Origin of the sequence: Aeromonas sp. 603404, assembly GCF_049171775.1 — a bacterium.
In the GTDB taxonomy this organism is placed as follows: Bacteria; Pseudomonadota; Gammaproteobacteria; order Enterobacterales; family Aeromonadaceae; genus Aeromonas; species Aeromonas veronii_A.
This window is the reverse complement of the sequence record NZ_JAAKPE010000003.1, coordinates 161079-178266: the sequence shown is the minus strand read 5'-3', so window position 1 is coordinate 178266 and position 17188 is coordinate 161079. Positions and strand designations below refer to the sequence as shown.

At 60.0% G+C, this 17188-nt stretch carries 14 protein-coding genes; all 14 read left to right on the top strand.

Annotation, left to right across the window (positions count from 1 at the left end; genetic code table 11):
* The first annotated feature begins 424 nt into the window (after positions 1–424).
* The 14 genes from G5306_RS06440 (at position 425) to tssA (ending at position 17151) form a co-directional block, all read left to right on the top strand.
* Positions 425–802 (top strand): hypothetical protein, encoded by a 378-nt coding sequence (locus G5306_RS06440; RefSeq protein WP_181363641.1) that lies wholly within the window; start codon positions 425–427, stop codon positions 800–802.
* Positions 803–1783: 981 nt separating this feature from the next.
* Positions 1784–2287 carry a type VI secretion system contractile sheath small subunit gene (gene tssB / locus G5306_RS06435; protein WP_421205362.1) on the top strand — a complete coding sequence of 168 codons (504 nt, stop codon included), beginning with the start codon at positions 1784–1786 and terminating at the stop codon, positions 2285–2287.
* Positions 2288–2324: 37 nt separating this feature from the next.
* Positions 2325–3806, top strand: coding sequence for a type VI secretion system contractile sheath large subunit (gene tssC / locus G5306_RS06430; RefSeq protein ID WP_421208634.1), 1482 nt, complete (start codon positions 2325–2327; stop codon positions 3804–3806).
* A 6-nt stretch (positions 3807–3812) separates the two neighbouring features.
* Positions 3813–4244, top strand: coding sequence for a type VI secretion system baseplate subunit TssE (gene tssE / locus G5306_RS06425; RefSeq protein ID WP_005347308.1), 432 nt, complete (start codon positions 3813–3815; stop codon positions 4242–4244).
* A gap of 3 nt (positions 4245–4247) precedes the next feature.
* On the top strand, positions 4248–6014 hold the full coding sequence (tssF, locus tag G5306_RS06420; RefSeq protein ID WP_337072831.1) for a type VI secretion system baseplate subunit TssF: 1767 nt from the start codon (positions 4248–4250) through the stop codon (positions 6012–6014).
* Complete coding sequence (gene tssG / locus G5306_RS06415) at positions 5978–6976, top strand: type VI secretion system baseplate subunit TssG (protein ID WP_042053054.1); 999 nt, start codon at positions 5978–5980, stop codon at positions 6974–6976. The genes tssF and tssG overlap by 37 nt, the downstream gene beginning before the upstream one ends.
* A 39-nt stretch (positions 6977–7015) precedes the next feature.
* The gene (gene tagH / locus G5306_RS06410) at positions 7016–8251 is read left to right on the top strand and encodes a type VI secretion system-associated FHA domain protein TagH (protein ID WP_421312589.1); all 1236 of its coding nucleotides are present in this window, start codon (positions 7016–7018) and stop codon (positions 8249–8251) included.
* Entirely contained in the window at positions 8251–8766 is a 516-nt protein-coding gene (gene tssJ / locus G5306_RS06405) for a type VI secretion system lipoprotein TssJ (protein WP_421312588.1), read from the top strand. Before tagH ends, tssJ begins: the two co-directional genes overlap by 1 nt.
* A gap of 2 nt (positions 8767–8768) precedes the next feature.
* On the top strand, positions 8769–10103 hold the full coding sequence (tssK, locus tag G5306_RS06400; protein ID WP_421312587.1) for a type VI secretion system baseplate subunit TssK: 1335 nt from the start codon (positions 8769–8771) through the stop codon (positions 10101–10103).
* A gap of 23 nt (positions 10104–10126) precedes the next feature.
* Positions 10127–10906, top strand: a complete 780-nt coding sequence (gene icmH, locus G5306_RS06395; RefSeq protein ID WP_033138090.1) for a type IVB secretion system protein IcmH/DotU — start codon at positions 10127–10129, stop codon at positions 10904–10906.
* 20 nt (positions 10907–10926) lie between these two features.
* Positions 10927–13569 (top strand): type VI secretion system ATPase TssH, encoded by a 2643-nt coding sequence (gene tssH, locus G5306_RS06390; protein WP_421312586.1) that lies wholly within the window; start codon positions 10927–10929, stop codon positions 13567–13569.
* 2 nt (positions 13570–13571) lie between these two features.
* Positions 13572–15110: a sigma-54 interaction domain-containing protein gene (locus tag G5306_RS06385; RefSeq protein WP_421312585.1), complete on the top strand. Its 1539-nt coding sequence runs from the start codon at positions 13572–13574 to the stop codon at positions 15108–15110.
* Complete coding sequence (vasI, locus tag G5306_RS06380) at positions 15110–15715, top strand: type VI secretion system-associated protein VasI (protein WP_421254944.1); 606 nt, start codon at positions 15110–15112, stop codon at positions 15713–15715. The genes G5306_RS06385 and vasI overlap by 1 nt, the downstream gene beginning before the upstream one ends.
* An 8-nt stretch (positions 15716–15723) precedes the next feature.
* Entirely contained in the window at positions 15724–17151 is a 1428-nt protein-coding gene (gene tssA / locus G5306_RS06375) for a type VI secretion system protein TssA (RefSeq protein ID WP_421312584.1), read from the top strand.
* Positions 17152–17188 lie beyond the last annotated feature (37 nt).

Here is a 17188-nt window from a genome sequence, read left to right as displayed (position 1 = left end):
ACCAGCGAGGGCAGAAGCCCATCACTGATGAATAGGCACCGGATGGCTATGTTAAGCCAATCGAATCTGGTCACGCTAGCCAAAAATTGACGTAAGTGTCAGTAATGACTGATTTTTTGCGCTGGCTCAATAAAAGGGTGTGGGCGGAGACAGGATTCCCATGGCCCTTGATTTTATTGGGGTTGGTAGGCGTGGTGGGGAAGAGGGTGGTTGGCTTGCCGCTGAGGAGGGGGTTGTTGGGGGCAATCCCGCTCTGCCAATCGGCGCTATAGTGCGGGCGCTGGTTGCCCTCTGCTCCGCTCCCAAGCTGGCGAGGCGGGGGATCTGCGGCAACAATCAGCTGTTGCAATCACAGCCATTTGCAACACATTGTCATGCAAATATGACCATGCAAACACATCACCAGATAGAGAGGAGATCTCCCATGAAGCGTACCATCCTGTTCGGCCTGCTCTGCGGCAGCGTGCTGCTGGCCAATCCGGTCTTTGCCAACGACGCAGCCCAGTTGCAGTGCGAGGCGCAGGCCGCAGCCAAAAAGCTTAACGGCGCCGCCAAGACCAGCTTTGTCGGCAAGTGCGTGAAAGATGCCGCTGGCGCCGCGACCGGCGAGTGCGAGAAGGCGGCCGCCGACAAGAAGCTGGCCGGTGCGGCCAAAAACAGCTTTATCCAGAAGTGCGTGAAGACGGGCGCGGCGATGGATCCGGCGGCCAAGTGCGAGAAGGCGGCGGCCGACAAGAAGCTGGCTGGCGCGGCCAAGAACAGCTTTGTCCAGAAGTGCGTGAAGGATAGCGCCGCCAAGTAGGGCATTTTCTCATCCGGTGTGTTTGCGGGGGCCATCAGGCCCCCGCGCTTTTTGGCGCACTGAACGACACCTCTTGTGGAGTAAGGTGCACTTCTCTATGTAGCAAAGAGCGGGATCTGGTTGTGCCTCTCATTACGTCCCATCTCCCCGGTGAGGGAGCCCTGCTCTGGTGGCTTGAGCGAACGGATCGGTTCTCTGGTCAAGGCTTATATTTATTCCCGGTGCCATACCATGCGCTTGGTCAATGATGGTGAGATTCCTCTGCCTCTGCTCACCGGGCGCATCGTCAAAACAGACGAGGGTGCTTGGGCTGATTTTCACAGCCAATCCTGCTTGACTCCAGCGTTAGCAGGGAGTGCTCACATTGACTGATGTCATCTGTGGTGACGGTGTTGTGGCTTGCTCTCAGATATATTAAATAAGGGATGTAACGCTAATTACTGTTTGTTAATAGCGTAATTTTTACTTATCTGTCTCTGCCATTTTTGGCCTCTTGTTTCACGTAAGATTATTCTGATTATTAGGCTGTAATTTCCGGTTACAATTTTGTTCAAGACCATGCCATCTACCAGGGTCACATACCCTTGATTCATATATGTCAGAATTTGTCGTATATGAATGTGCCGAGAACGATAATGTACCTGACAAGGCACCACTAAAGCTTCTGGCGCTGAAAATCTTTATTGAAAATCGCCATGTCATTGATTTTATTTGTTTTTTTGTTTTGTTTTTGATGATGCGGAGTAACGCGTGTGCTTTACCAGTCTCAAAAGAAATAAATATGGTCTTGAGAGGGCTGGTGCCGTGCGGGTCGTGCTGTGGCGGCTTATTGATATGTCGTCAAATATTAAAGTTATTACTCTGGATCATCCCTTTTTAATATCGGCCTTGCTTCAACTGTAATTTATTACAGTTGTTGCCAGTACTATTGGCTATAAGCTCTGCCCTTCTTGATAAAACCTCAAAATCGGGTACTAGAGCATGGGAAAAGGAATTGATGGCGCTACTGTCGCGCCCAAAGAGCGTATAAATATCAAGTATGTACCGTCGACTGGTGGTCAACAGGGAGAAGTAGAACTTCCCCTGACCATGATGGTGGTCGGCAACATGAAAGGACGCACCGAAGATACCCCCATCGAGGAGCGTCAGACTGTCTCCATCGACAAGAATAATTTCTCATCTGTCATGAAAGAATCGGCATTGGAACTGAACTTCACCGTTCCAAATCGTCTGGAAGAGAACAGCCAGGACGAGCTGCCGGTTTCGATCAAAATCCAGTCCCTGGAAGACTTCACTCCTGACAATGTGGCCCAGCAAGTGCCCGAACTGCGCAAGCTGCTGGAGCTGCGTGAGGCGCTGGTTGCCCTGAAGGGGCCGCTCGGCAATATCCCTGCTTTCCGCAATCGTTTGCAGGATCTGCTGTCCAGTGATGAGGCTCGTGAGCAGTTGCTCAAAGAGCTGGATTTGATCAAGCCAGTCGAGTGATCGGCGGGTTGTATTGACTGAACGAGAAGGAACAAACATGTCTTTGGTCGAAGAACAGGTTCAAGCGGGGGCGAATGCCGCCTCCTCGTCCTCTTTGCTGGACGAAATCATGGCACAAGCACGCATCACGCCGGTTGATGAGGGTTACAGCGTCGCCAAGCAGGGGGTCGCAGCCCTGATCGCCAACATTCTGGATAGCGGTACTGCCAGCAGTCCGGTCAACAAGGCACTGGTGGACAGCATGATTGTCGAGCTCGACAAGAAGCTCGGCAAGCAGATGGACATCATTCTCCATGCCAAGCCGTTGCAGGAGATGGAGTCCTCCTGGCGCTCCCTGAAGTTGCTGGTGGATCGCACCGATTTTCGCGAAAACATCAAGATCCAGGTGCTGCACGCTACCAAGGAAGAGCTGCTGGAAGATTTCGAATTCTCACCCGAAATCACCCAGTCCGGTCTCTACAAGCATGTCTACTCCAGCGGTTATGGTCAGTTTGGTGGTCAGCCGGTGGGGGCCGTGATCGGTGATTACGCCTTCACCCACAGCGGACCCGATATCAAGCTGATGCAGTATGTCAGCGCCGTCGGCGCCATGGCTCATGCCCCCTTCATCTCTTCCGTTGCACCGACCTTTTTTGGTGTAGACAGCTTTACCGAGCTGCCCTCCATCAAGGATCTGAAATCGGTATTCGAAGGGCCGGCCTACACCAAGTGGCGCGCCTTGCGTGAATCGGAAGATGCCCGTTATCTGGGACTGACCGCACCGCGCTTCCTGGCCCGTCTGCCGTATGACCCGACCGAAAACCCCATCAAGGGCTTCAACTATCAGGAAGATATCAGCTCGGATCACAATCACTATCTGTGGGGCAACACCGCCTATCTGATGGGCACCTCCCTGACTGACAGTTTCGCCAAGTACCGCTGGTGCCCGAACATCATAGGCCCGCAGAGCGGTGGTGCGATCCACGATCTGCCGGTGCACGTCTATGAAGCCATGGGTCAGCTGCAGGCGAAGATCCCGACCGAAGTGCTGATCACTGACCGTCGTGAATACGAGCTGTCGGAAGAGGGTTTCATCACCCTGACCATGCGCAAGGACAGCGACAACGCCGCCTTCTTCTCTGCCAACTCGGTGCAAAAGCCCAAGGTGTTCCCGAACACCAAGGAAGGACGCGAGGCCGAAACCAACTACAAGTTGGGCACCCAGCTGCCCTATATGTTCATCATCAACCGCCTGGCGCACTACATCAAAGTGCTGCAGCGCGAGCAGATCGGCTCCTGGAAGGAGCGTCAGGATCTGGAACGGGAGTTGAACAGCTGGATCCGGCAGTTTGTGGCCGATCAGGAGAATCCGCCGGCAGAGGTCCGCAGCCGTCGTCCGCTGCGCGCCGCCCAGATCAAGGTGCTGGATGTGGAAGGGGAGCCGGGCTGGTATCAGGTTGCCATGTCAGTGCGCCCGCACTTCAAGTACATGGGGGCGAGCTTCGAGCTCTCTCTGGTAGGTCGACTGGACAAGGAATAAGGCCCGATGCCGTATCTCTCTTCCTGGGATAGAGGAAATGCGGCCAGCCTGTTCGATCGCATACGGGGGGAGGGGCTGAGTCCTTCTCCCCGTTCGGAGGTTGAGGAGTTGGTTGATTCTGTCAAGCGGCAGCTCGAACAGATCCTCAACACCCGTCCCGGCAATTGCCGCAGTGCTCCCGAGCTTGGCGTCATCGATCTCAATGACGCCACTCAGGGCAGTGCGGATATCAAGGGGCGGATCCGCGAAGCGATCCGGCAATGCATCCGTCGTTATGAACCGCGGATTGTGCATGTGGATGTCCGTTCACCCGACTATCAGGCGAGTCCGCTCGAGATGTCGTTTCAGGTGACGGCCCACGTGCGGCTGGAGCATATCGAGCAAGTTACCTCGTTCAACGTCCATATGGACAGTCACCGCCACTACCGCATGGTCTGATCAATGTCGCTGGAACATTACTTCAGGGATGAGTTGGCATTTTTGCGCCTGCAAGGGCGCGAATTTGCCGATAGCTATCCCGAACTCACCCGTTTTTTGTCGGAGCAGAATACCGACCCGGATGTGGAACGCCTGCTGGAAGGCTTTGCGTTTCTCACGGGCAACCTGCGCGCAAAAATTGAAGACGAGTTTCCCGAGCTGACCCACGGTCTGCTCAATATGCTCTGGCCAAACTACCTGCGTCCCGTCCCCAGCATGACTATCATGCAGTTTTCGGTTATTCCGGGGGCCATCGCCCAGCCCGCGCTGGTGAAGCAGGGCTGCCAACTCGACAGTCTGCCTATTGACGATGTGACCTGTCATTTTCAAACCTGCCACGATGCCTGGGTCTATCCGGCCGAGATGCGCGAGGTGACGGCGCAAAGTGGCAACGATCTCTCAACCATCTCGCTCGATATTGCGCTGCATGCCCCCTTGCTGCTCAGTGAGTTACAGCTGGACAAGCTGCGCTTTTTCCTGGGGGGCGACAGCTACACCGCTTATGAACTCTACTTCTGGCTCGCCAACCAGCTCTCCCATATCGAGCTGGAGATCGACGGCAAGCGCTTTCGTCAGGAGGCCAAGGCTCTCAAATCGGTCGGCTTCGAGCGCGACGATGCGCTGTTGCCCTATCCGAACAACGTTTACTCCGGTTACCGGATCCTGCAGGAGTATTTCTGCTTTCCGGAGAGCTTTCTCTTCTTCGAACTCTCCGGTGGTGAGTGGCCCAAACAGCCGCTGCCGGTGAGTGAATTCAAAATCCATTTCTGTTTCGACCGGCCCTTGCCAGCGGAACTCAAGATCCGTCCCGACTCTTTCATGCTCAACTGCGTGCCGGCTATCAATCTGTTCCAGCACGACAGCGAGCCGGTCAATCTCAACGGCCGTCAGGCGGAATACCCGCTCAAGGCGAGCTATCGCTATGCCGACAGTTTCGAAATTTTCTCGGTGGATCAGGTTGAAGGTTGGGTCGAGGGCAATCTGGGGCGCTCTCGGGGCACGCCGCGCATCTATCAGCCATTCGAAAGTTTTCAGCACCAGATAGAGCGGGCCAAGCAGCGGCTGGCACTCTACTACCGGGTGCGGGTCAGGGAGTCGGTGAGTGGTGATGGTTTCGAGCACAGCCTCTCGTTTGTGCGGGGCGATGAAACCACTACGGTCGATCTGGATGAATCCATCTCGGTGACGCTCACCTGCACCAACCGCTCCCGTGCTGCCCGCCTTAAGGTGGGCAGTATCTGCGTGCCGACCGGCAGTTCACCGTCGTTTGCTACCTTCCGCAACCTGATCCGGCCGACCCGGCCGCTGCGTCCGGCACTGGATGGCAGCCTGCATTGGACCCTGATTTCCAACCTGTCGCTCAACTATGTCTCTCTGCTGCGCCGGGATGCCTTGGTGCAGGTGCTGCGTACCTATGACTTTCCCGCTTTGCACGACAAGCAGGCAGAGCAGGCGTCGCGCAAGCGGCTGGCGGGGATCGAGGAGATCGAGACCAAGCCGGTGGACAGGCTGGTGCGCGGCATGCCGGTGCGGGGGCTCAAGTCGGTGCTCTCCATCCGCCAGTCCGCCTTTGGCAGCGAAGGGGAGCTCTATCTCTTCAGCACCGTGCTGGCCCACTTCTTCTCGCTCTATGCCAGCGTCAACGCTTTCCACCTGCTTGAGGTGGTCAATCTCGATAACAAGGAGCGCTATCAGTGGCCAGTCCAGATCGGTCAGCACTCCCTGATGTGAGTGCCGCTAACGAGGCGCCCCGTTTCAATTTCTTCCAGCTGGTTGAGCTGCTCAACCGGCTGGACGGTGCCGATCAGGAGCGTGGTCTCGACCACCTGCCGAGTGACGAAAATATTCGTTTCAAGGCGACTGCATCGCTGGGGTTTCCCACCAGCGACGTGCTGCAAATTGGTCGTGACGAGAAGGGGCGTCACGAACTGGAAGTGGCCTTTCTGGGTCTGCACGGTAGTCAGTCGCCGATGCCGGGGTACTACCTCGACTCGCTGGCGTGGGAGTACGCCCAGGGGGAACAGAAGCTCGGTCTTTTCCTGGATTTCTTCCACCACCGCCTGCTGACCCTGCTGCACCGGATCTGGCGCAAGTATCGCTACCACGTCCGTTTTCAGGATGACGGTGAGGATGGGTTCTCCCGTCTGATGTTTGCGTTGGTGGGGCTTGGCAACGATGCCGTCTGTCAGAGTTTGCCGGTCAACCGCGCCAAGATGCTCTCCTATGCGGGCATGCTGGCCAGCCCCAGCCGCTCTCCAGAGGTGGTTGCTGGTCTCGTGGCCCACTGCTTCGATCTGGCGGATGTGGAAGTGAGTGCTTGGCAGTGGCGCAAGGTGCCGATCCATCCGGAGCAGCAAAACCGCTTGGGCGGTGCTTGCGCCACTCTGGGGCACGACTTCGTCATCGGTGACAAGGTCAATGATTGTGCCGGCAAGTTTTTATTGAAAATCAATGATCTGAGTTTTAGCCAGTTTCTCGGATTTCTCCCGAACGGGGAGCATTTCCACGCTCTGGTGACCTTTGTCTCTTTCATCTTGCGCGATCAGCTGGCTTGGGATCTGCGGCTTGGCTTCGGTCAGGAGCAGGCCAAGGGGCTGAGATTGGGGGAGGAGCAGAGTGCCCGTCTGGGATGGAGTACCTTTCTTGGCCAACCGCCGAGTGACCCGTTCGTGACGATCTGTGTACAGGAATAAGCGCAGAAATTCAGTGTAGGAATACGTGCAGGAGTGAATGTGGACGACTTTAACCAGCAACTATCTCTGGTGGTGCTCAACAGCGAGCAGCTCGACGGCAGCCAGCAGGTGCAATATCGCTTCGACGAGATGGGGGGAACATTGGGCTCCTCCGAACAGGATGACTGGCAACTGCGAGACAGGTTGGGGGCGGTGATGCCAGCCCATGCCCGCGTCGAGCTCAATGACGGTCGTTTCTGCCTGTGCGATCTCAGCGGCCAGACCTACATCAATGGTGCTACCTCGCCCATCGGGCGGGCTCGCAAGGTCAACCTCGAGCAGGGTGACGAGCTGATTGTCGGCCCTTTTCGCCTGCGAGCCTATCTCGGTGCCATCTCCCCCGAGCAGAGTTTGCAGCAGGTGCTGGGCAACCGTCCGACCGAGCAGCTTGATGAGTGGCTGGCCAGCGATCCTCACCACACCCAGACCCTGGATGATCCACAGGCCCTGGCGGTCGACCCCCTGCTGGCATTGCAGCAGGAGCGTGCGGCTCCGAGTCCGTTGGTGGATGCTCGCCTGCAGGCTCAACCGCAGTTTCAACCGGATATGGACACCGTATCCCTCGCTCCATTTTCAGCCGTCGAGAACACCATGAACCAAGAATTTCTGGATATGCCCACCATCGAGAACCACCCCGACTTCCAGCCGCTGGAGGACGTTGATCACGTCGCCCTGACCCCGCTGATGCGCGGGCTGGGTCAGCCGTTGCAGTTGCAGGACACCCGACAGGCCCACGACATGCTCGAAGAGATGGGCAAGACAGTGCGGGCCATGGTGGAGGGGTTGCTGCAACTGCAAAGCGATCAGGCGGCGCTGGCAGACAAGCACCTGCGCCCCATCGAGGACAACCCTCTGCGCCTTGGCCTCGATTATGACGAGACCCTGGCGGTGCTGTTTGCCGAGCAGAAGAGCCCGGTGCACCTGAGCGCACCGGCCGCGGTGGCCGAGAGCCTGCACAACGTGCGCATCCACCACGTGGCAAACCAGCAGGCCATCAGTGCGGCGCTCGACAGCATCCTGCAGGCCTTCTCACCGGAAGCCTTGCTCGGCCGTTTCGAGCAATACCGCCGCAGCGGCGCGCCGGGTATGGCTGATGAGGGGTGGGCCTGGAACATGTATCAGCACTACTACCGTGAGCTCACCTCTGCCCGTCAGCAGGGGTTCGACAAGCTGTTCCATCAGGTCTACGCCCAGGCCTATGACCAGGCCGTGCGTCAGCAACAGGGACTGATTTGATGATACGTGCACTGTGGTTTGGGGCCTGTCTGCTGGCCCTGGCCGGTTGTACCACCATGGGCAAGATGGCCTATGTGGTCATGAACCCGGATGTCCAGGTGGGGAGCAACGATGACCAGCCCTCCACCCTGGGGCTCAGCCTGCTGGCGGAGCCTGACGTCAACCCCAACGAGAGCGGGGAGGCGGCACCCATCGAGTTTCAGGTGGTGCTGCTGGCGGAAGATTCCAGGCTGCTCGCCACCGACTACGACCAGGTGACGGCAGATGTAGAGAAGGCCCTTGGCAAGAACTACCTGGATCATCAGGACTACACCCTGCTACCCGGCCAGTTCAAATACCTGCCCCCCGTCAAGCTTGACGAGAAGACCCGTTACATCGGCGTGATTGCTCGGTACGCCGATCCGGACAGCGCCGAGTGGCGCAAGGTCATCAAGGTCAAGAGCAAGGGAACGGCCTATCAAATTCTGGTGCACCTGCGCCTGGATGAAGTGGAACTACAAAAAGAAGAAGAATAATCATGTCGAGTCGAAATCGGGTTATCTGGCGTGAAGGGCTCTTTATCAAGCCCCAGCACTTCCAGCAACAACAGAGACATTCAGATTACGCGCTGCACGCGCGTTTGAGCGCGCTGTCCGACTATTTCTACGGGTTGCAGTCGCTTGCCATCAACGAGGATTACCTCGGCTTTGGCCGCATCGCGCTGGTGGGGGCCACCGGTATCATGCCGGACGGCACCGTCTTCAACATTCCGAACGATGATGTGCTGCCGACCCCGCTGGAGATCACCGATGCCTCGGTGGCCAACCAGAAGGTCTATCTGGCGCTGCCGCTCTCGGTGAGCGGGGTCAACGAGGTCAATCAGGGCGGTCAGGTAGCAACCCGGCTGCAGGCTCATCGCCACGATGTGCGGGATCTCCACAGCGAAGGGGGCGACGTGGTCTCCCTCGAAGTGGGGCGGGTCAGCTTGCGGCTGATGCTGGAGCGGGAAGACCGCAGCGCCTACGCGTCCCTCGCCATTGCTCGCATTCTGGACAAGCGCCCGGATGGCGGTCTGGTGCTGGATCCCAACTTCATGCCCTGCAGTATCAGTGTCTCTGCCATCCCGACCCTCAAGCGCTTCCTCGGCGAGTCGGCTGGCCTCGTGGCCGAGCGGGCTCGCAGCCTCTCCCAGCGCATCGCCACGCCGGGTCAGCAGGGGGTGGCCGATGTGGCCGAGTTCATGATGCTGCAACTGCTCAACCGGGCTCAGCCCCTGCTCTCCCATCTGGCGCGTCTTGGCACCCTGCACCCCGAGCGGTTGCACGAGGCGCTGGTGCAGCTCTGTGGCGAGTTGATGACCTTTACCGACGAGTCCCGTCTGCCCCCCGAGTTCCCCGCTTATCGTCATGACGATCAGCAGGTGAGCTTCGAGCCGGTGATGTTGGCCCTGCGTCAGGCGCTCAGTACCGTGCTGTCGCCACGTGCCGTCTCCATCCAGCTGCGCAAGCACCAGTACGGCGTCATGGTGGCCATGGTCAACGAGAGCGAGTTGATGCAGAGCGCCGATTTCGTGCTGGCAGTGCGTGCCCGCATGCCGCAGGAGCAGCTGCGCAAACAGTTGCTGCAGCAGACCAAGGTGGCGTCGAGCGACAAGATCCGCGAACTCATCAGCCTGCAGCTGCCCGGTATCCCGCTGTTGCCGCTGCCGGTGGCGCCGCGCCAGTTGCCCTATCACGCCGGTTACAGCTACTTCCAGCTCGACCGTCAGAGCCCTGCCTGGCAGATGCTGGCGGTCAGCAACACGCTCGCCTTCCACATTGCCGGCGATTTCCCCGAGCTCGACATGCAGCTCTGGGCCATCCGTAGCCAGTGATCGCATCAAGGAAACAAGCAGAGATGACCACGGACATTATCAACAACGAGCAACTGAGCGACCTGCTGTTCGATCACGCCGAGCAGCTGGACATGGATTCGGACTACTGGTTCCGCCTGCGTGGCCAGAGCATCAACCCGATGATCGATGCGGTGACCCCGCTATTGGGGCTGGTGCAGCGGGTGCGTCTGTTGTCGCGCTACGACCGGGTGCCCGAGCTTTATCAGCGGGTGGTGACCGAGATCCAGGCCATCGAACAGGAGTTGATGGCGCAGGGTTACGAGAATGGCGTCGTCCTCTCGTTTCGCTACATCCTCTGCACTTTTATCGATGAGGCGGTGATGGGGCGCGACTGGGGCAGCCAGAGTGAATGGTCCCAACATTCTCTGCTGGCCCGGTTTCACAACGAGACCTGGGGGGGCGAGAAGGTGTTCGTCCTGCTGGCCCGTCTGCAGGAAGATCCGGTGCGCTATCGCGACATCCTGGAGTTCATCTATCTCTGCCTCTGCCTCGGTTTTGAGGGGCGCTACAAGGTGATGAGCCAGGGCCGTGACGAGTTTGAACGGATCGTCAAGCAACTGCACAAGCAGCTGTCACTCGAACGTGGCGGTGAGGCACCCAGCGTGTTTCATCTCGACCTCGGTCAGCAGGCATCTCGCTACCAGCTGCGCAAGCAAGTCTCCCTGCGCACCCTGTTTATGGGAGGGGCGCTGATCCTGGCCATCATCTTTGGCCTCTATCACCACCAACTCAATAACCAGACCCAGGACGTACTGCGTCAACTGGGCGAATTATTAAAATAAATACTTAAGGAGAGCACGCCTTGATTCGTATAGAGCTACCGGTACTGGTGGAAAGACTCAACCCCATCTGCCGTCACATGCTGGAGGAGGCAGCGGCCCTCTGTGTCAATCATCAGGGCGCCGAGATCCGCATCGAGCACCTGCTGCTGAAGATGCTGGAGACCCCCCTCAGCGATGTGCGCCAGATCCTCAAGCGGGCCGAAGTTGAGGTTGAAGAGTTAAAGAGCCTGCTGCAACCCTCGGCGGCCGATAACGGTTATGGTCAGGGTTATCCCTCCTTCTCGCCGCTATTGGTGGAGTGGCTGCAAGACAGCTGGCTGCTCGCCTCTGCCGAGCTGCAACATGGCCAACTGCGCAGCGGCGTCATGCTGCTGGTGCTGCTGATGACTCCCCTGCGTTACCTGCCGGGCTCGGTGACCCGTTTGCTTGCCAACATCAATCGCGAGCTGCTGCGCCAGCAGTTCGACGAGTGGGTGAAAGAGTCTGCCGAGACCCAAGTGACTGTTTCTGCCAACGGCACGTCGACTCAGGCCGCGCTGCCCGCCGATGCCAGCCTGCTGGCCCGCTTTACTGTCAACGTCACCGAACAGGCCCGTCAGGGAACCCTGGATCCGGTGCTCTGCCGGGATCACGAGATCGATCTGATGATCGACATTCTCTCCCGTCGCCGCAAAAACAACCCCATCGTGGTGGGGGAGGCCGGCGTCGGTAAAAGCGCCCTGATCGAGGGGCTGGCGCTGCGCATCGTGGCGGGTCAGGTACCCGAAAAGCTGCGCGGGGTCGAACTGATGACCCTGGATCTCGGCGCCATGCAGGCGGGCGCCTCGGTCAAGGGGGAGTTCGAGAAGCGTTTCAAGGGGGTGATGCAGGAGGTCAAGGATGCCGTGCGACCTGTCATCCTCTTTATCGATGAGGCTCACACCCTGATTGGTGCCGGCAACCAGGCGGGCGGCATGGATGTCTCCAACCTGATCAAGCCCGCGCTGGCCCGGGGCGAGCTGCGCACCATCGCTGCCACCACCTGGAGCGAATACAAGAAGTACGTTGAAAAAGATGCCGCCCTGTCGCGCCGCTTCCAGCTGGTGAAAGTGGGTGAACCCAATGCAGGTGAAGCCACCGTGATCCTGCGCGGCCTGCGCAGCATCTACGAGAAGGCCCATGGGGTGCTGATTGACGAGGAGGCGCTGCAAGCTGCCGCTCAGCTCTCCGCCCGCTACATCTCCGGCCGTCAGCTGCCGGACAAGGCGATCGACGTACTCGATACCGCCTGTGCCCGGGTGGCCATCAACCTGACCACGCCGCCACGCGCGGTCAGTCACCTGCAAAACGAACTGCGCCAGCGCGAGCTGGAGATCCGTCAGCTGGAGCGCCAGAGCCTGATTGGTCTGGGTGACAACGATGAGCGCCTCGCCGAGCTGCAAGCGGCCCAGCAGACCTGTCGTGACAACCTGCGTGAGCAGGAAGCCCGATGGCAGCAACAGCAGGGGCTGGTGCATCGGATTGTCGAACTGCGTGCCGCCCTGCTGGCGGATCAGCAGGATGAGATGCTGGCCAGAGAGGCGCTGGATCTCGCCGATGCGCCGCTCGATCCGCAAGCGGCCGCCGGGCAGCTTGCCGGGCTCGAGCGCGAGCTGGCCGAGCTGCAACAGGGTGAGGTGCTGGTCTCTGCCCATGTCGACAAGACCCAGATCGCAGCGGTGATCGCCGAGTGGACCGGGGTGCCGCTTAATCGCATCTCCCAAGGGGAGCTCGATGTGGTGACCCGTCTGCCGGAGTACCTTGGCGAGCTCATCAAGGGGCAGGATGTGGCGGTGGCCCACCTGCATAAACACCTGCTGACCGCCCGCGCCGATCTTCGTCGTCCAGGCCGTCCGCTGGGGGCCTTCCTGCTGGTGGGGCCAAGTGGGGTCGGCAAGACCGAAACCGTGCTGCAGATTGCCGAGCTGATGTTTGGCGGTCGCCAGTATCTCACCACCATCAACATGTCCGAATATCAGGAGAAGCACACTGTCTCGCGCCTGATCGGCTCGCCGCCCGGCTATGTCGGTTTTGGCGAGGGGGGCGTGTTGACCGAAGCGATCCGTCAGAAGCCTTATTCCGTGGTGCTGCTGGACGAGGTGGAGAAGGCCCATCCGGACGTGCTCAACCTCTTCTATCAGGCGTTCGACAAGGGCGAGCTGGCGGATGGGGAAGGGCGGATCATCGACTGCAAGAACGTGGTCTTCTTCCTCACCTCCAACCTCGGTTTCCAGACCATCGTCGAGCATGCCGAGCAGCCCGATGTGCTGCTGGATGCCCTCTATCCGGAGCTCGCCGCCTTCTTCAAACCGGCCCTGCTGGCGCGGATGGAGGTGATCCCCTACCTGCCGCTCGGTCACGACACGCTAGTGCAGATCGTCGGTGGCAAACTCAACCGGCTGGTCAAGCTGCTCAAGGAGCGTTTCGGTGCGGAGGTGGTGCTGGAGAGCGAGGTGGCCGAGGAGATCCTGCTGCGCGCCAACCGTAGCGAGAACGGCGCGCGGATGCTCGAATCCGTCATCGATGGCGCCCTGTTGCCGCCGGTCTCCCTGCAACTGTTGCAGCGCCTCTCGGCCGGTGAGCCCATCAACCGGGTGCGCTTCTCGGTGGCCGATCACCAGTTTGTGGCTGAGGTGGAGGGCTGACCATGGAGCAAGCCCTCGCATTCGCCCTAGCGCTCACCTCGCAACGGGATGAACAACATCTCTGCCACTGGTGGAGCTCGACCCTCAATGCCAGCTTCCAGCCCAAAGGACTGCTGCTTGGCATGCTGGACGTGAGCGGCCGCCAGCTGGAGTGCAAAGGGTGGGTCAAGGGGCAGGAGGTTGCGCTGGCGCTGGCGGTGGATGATTTCTCTCATCCACTCGCCTATGTGCTGCACAAGGCGCAATCCCGCACCTGGGATTCCCTCCATGGCGGTGCCCGCATTGAGCACGCCGGTTTTCGCGCACTGCTGGCCAACCTTGGCCAGCAGTGCGGCCTGCACGCCTTTCCGCTCAATGATGGCAACGGCAAGCCGTTTGCCGTGCTGGCGATGATGGACAGTGGCGATGTGTTGCAGGAGTGGGCGGCTCGCCCCGAGCTGGCCAGTCTGGCGCAGGTCTTTTGCAACCAGCTCACCCTGATCCGCGATCTGGGGCGTAGCCGCCGGGATCAGAACGTGCTGCGCGACTCCCTGCGTCAGATCAAGGGGGAGGGGGAGCGCCAGCGCCAGCACGAGAAGTTGCTGGGGGATCAGCTGGTTGGCCAGTCGGCGGTGATCCGAGGCTTGCGCGAGCAGATCGCCCAGGCGGGCCAGCACAAGCTGACCGTGCTTATTCAGGGAGAGACCGGCAGTGGCAAGGAGGTGGTCGCCCGCTTGGTGCATCAGTGCTCCGAGCGTGCCGCCAAGCCGTTCGTCGCCATCAACTGCGCCGCCATCCCCGAGAATCTCATTGAGAGCGAGCTGTTCGGTTATCAGAAGGGGGCCTTCTCCGGCGCCCTCTCCAACAAGACCGGGCTGGTGGCGCAGGCCAATGGTGGCACCCTGTTTCTAGACGAAGTGGGCGATATGCCCGCCGCCATGCAGGCCAAGCTGCTACGGGTGCTGGAAACCCGCAGCTACCGGCCGCTTGGGGCAGAGCAGGAGTATCACTCCGATTTTCGCCTCATCGCGGCCACTCATCAGCCGCTGACCCGCCATGTGGAGGAGGGGCGGTTCCGTGCCGACCTCTACCACCGTCTCTGCCAGTGTCTGCTGCTGATCGCCCCCTTGCGCGAGCATATCGAGGATGTGCCCCTGCTCTGCCAGCACTTCATGGCCCAGTTTGCCGCGCAGGATGACAAGGGACTGGCTGGTTTGCAGCGCAAGTTCCTCAAGCAACTGCAAAGTTACGATTTCCCCGGCAATGTGCGCGAGCTGCGCAATCTGCTGGAGGTGGCCTGTGCCCACACCCGTCATGGTGAAGAGGTGGGGCTTGGCGCCTTGCCGCCGGAGCTGCGGGATCGGGTCTGTGCCGAGCTGCCGGATGCGCTGGATGATTACAACCATATCCGCGATCTGCGCCGTGCCATGCAGCAGTACGAGGCATCGGTGATTGAAGCGCGCCTGCGCTACTTTCAGGGCAATCGCATGCTGGTGGCCGAGAGCCTCAATATTCCCAAGCGCACCCTGGATCACAAGTGCCAGAAACTGGAGGTGAACTGATGAGCATCATGAGTTTGTTGCCCCTGCTGCTGGCGACCGGCAATGCGGTGCCTCCCCTTGATATGGCGGCGTGGCAAGCGTGTCGTCGCGAGCCATCCCCTCTGATCCGGCTCGCCTGCTATGACGCCCTTGGCAATGAGGCGACGCAATCAGGCAACAAGGAGAGCACCAAGTCTCCGGCCTGGCTGGCGATAGCGGAGCAGGAGTTGGCCCGAGTGCCGGATAGCTCACCCTTCCTGTTGCGACAGGATGAGGAGAGTGGCACGGCGGTATTGACCCGTCCGGCCCTGCGCGGTGCCACCCTGGCGATCGGTTGTGTCAACAGCATCACCCATATTCGCTTGCGGCTGGATGCGCCGTGGCGCGGGGAGAGTGTCGAAGTCGCGCTGGATGGACAAGCAACTCGCAGCAGTCAGAGCTGGTTTATCCGGGATCAGGGATGGCTGCTCGAATATGGCCGCGGTCTGCCCGCCATCGAGGAGCTCAAGCGCTGGCAGGGCCATCGCGAGCTGCAGGTGCGGGCCGACAACGGCGCCCTTCTGCGGGTCGATTTGAGCGGCCTGAAAGAGGCGCTGGCACCGCTGCGTCAGCAGTGCCGATGGTAGGGGGGAAGATGAGCTATCAACACCCTTGGTGTGCACGCCTGCTCACCAGCCTGCCGGATGAACAGATCAGAGGCGCCGTGCTGGCCGACGAGCCGCGCTGGGACTATGTGGAGACCGAGCTGGTCAAGCTGGGCTCCCTCGCTCACAGCCAGGTCGATCTCAATGCGGTGGCCGAGGCCTGCCTCGGCTTGCTGGAGAGCCGCACCAAGGATATGCGGGTGCTGGCACAGCTGTTGCGCTGCCTGCAGCACCCCGCCAAGGCGACCCCGATGGGGGCTGCGCTGAGCTTGCTGGAAGCCTGGATCAAGGCTTACTGGCTGTTGGCCTGGCCCGGGAATGCGGCTCAGAAGCAGCGATTGATGGTGCAGATCATCAAGCGCTTCGAGGGTGCCCTGCCGAGGGTGAGCGAGAGCGCCTCTGCGGCGGAACTGGCGCAGTTGCTGGCGCAGGCAGAACAGCTGGAGGCCGTCTGGCTGGCCCAGTGCCCTGACAAGGGGGAACTGCTGGATCCTCTGGTGATGGGGTTGAAGCGGGCCCAGCGACAGCAGGTTGTCCAGGCTCAGGCTGATTCCGCTGGCCAACCGTCGAACAGCTCTGTCTCGACCTCCGCCAGCGCAAGCAGCATGGCGAGCGCTATGGTGCTCAGTGGCAGCAGCAAGGGCTCCGGGGTCGAGATTGATAGCTCCAACGATCGGGCATGGCGACAGACCCAGCTCAAGGTGGCGGAGCTGCTGATTGAGCGCCAGCCAGAGGTGGCTATCGGCTATCGGCTGCGTCGTCATGCCATCTGGGCCGGCATCACCACCCCGCCGATAACGGCGCAGGGGAACAAAACCCAGCTGGCCTCCATGTCGGCAGACATGGTGGATGAGTATCGCGCCGCCATGGGTACGCCAGATCTGGCGCTCTGGCAGCGCATCGAGCAGAGCCTGACGCTGGCCCCTTACTGGTTCGAGGGGCACAGGCTCTCGGCCGAGGTGGCCCAGAAGCTGGGATATGGCGTGGTGGCGCAGGCGATCATGGCGGAGCTGGATGCATTTTTGCAGCGCCTGCCAGCGCTGCGGGATCTCACCTTCAGCGATGGTTCCCCGTTTCTCTCCCCCGAATGCAGCCGCTGGTTGCAGCCTGCCAAGAGCAGTGGGGGCGGCAGCGGACAGGCCGAGCTGGCCGAGGAGGTCGCCTTGCGTCATGGGGAGCAGGGGATTGCCGCCGCGCTCGCCCTGCTTGATGAGCGGATGGCACAGATGAAAGAGCCAAGAGCCCGCTTCCATGCCTTGTTGGTGCAGGCGGAGTTGTTGGAGCAGGAAGGCATGGAGGCGCTTGCGCGCCAGCAATATCAACACTTGTGGCAAGAGGCGGAGCGCCTTGGGTTGTCGCAGTGGGAGCCCGGGTTGGTCAGCCGCCTGGCCCCCTATGCCACCCATTTGCCGAAATAAGTGCCGAAATAAGTGCCGAAATGAGTCATTGAGTCGG

Coding starts and splice junctions, on each gene's coding strand:
- vasI (WP_421254944.1), top strand. CDS start 15,110: ATGAGCATCATGAGTTTGTTGCCCCTGCTGCTGGCGACCGGCAATGCG.
- tssF (WP_337072831.1), top strand. CDS start 4,248: ATGTCGCTGGAACATTACTTCAGGGATGAGTTGGCATTTTTGCGCCTG.
- G5306_RS06385 (WP_421312585.1), top strand. CDS start 13,572: ATGGAGCAAGCCCTCGCATTCGCCCTAGCGCTCACCTCGCAACGGGAT.
- icmH (WP_033138090.1), top strand. CDS start 10,127: ATGACCACGGACATTATCAACAACGAGCAACTGAGCGACCTGCTGTTC.
- tssA (WP_421312584.1), top strand. CDS start 15,724: ATGAGCTATCAACACCCTTGGTGTGCACGCCTGCTCACCAGCCTGCCG.
- G5306_RS06440 (WP_181363641.1), top strand. CDS start 425: ATGAAGCGTACCATCCTGTTCGGCCTGCTCTGCGGCAGCGTGCTGCTG.
- tssE (WP_005347308.1), top strand. CDS start 3,813: ATGCCGTATCTCTCTTCCTGGGATAGAGGAAATGCGGCCAGCCTGTTC.
- tssK (WP_421312587.1), top strand. CDS start 8,769: ATGTCGAGTCGAAATCGGGTTATCTGGCGTGAAGGGCTCTTTATCAAG.
- tssB (WP_421205362.1), top strand. CDS start 1,784: ATGGGAAAAGGAATTGATGGCGCTACTGTCGCGCCCAAAGAGCGTATA.
- tssC (WP_421208634.1), top strand. CDS start 2,325: ATGTCTTTGGTCGAAGAACAGGTTCAAGCGGGGGCGAATGCCGCCTCC.
- tssJ (WP_421312588.1), top strand. CDS start 8,251: ATGATACGTGCACTGTGGTTTGGGGCCTGTCTGCTGGCCCTGGCCGGT.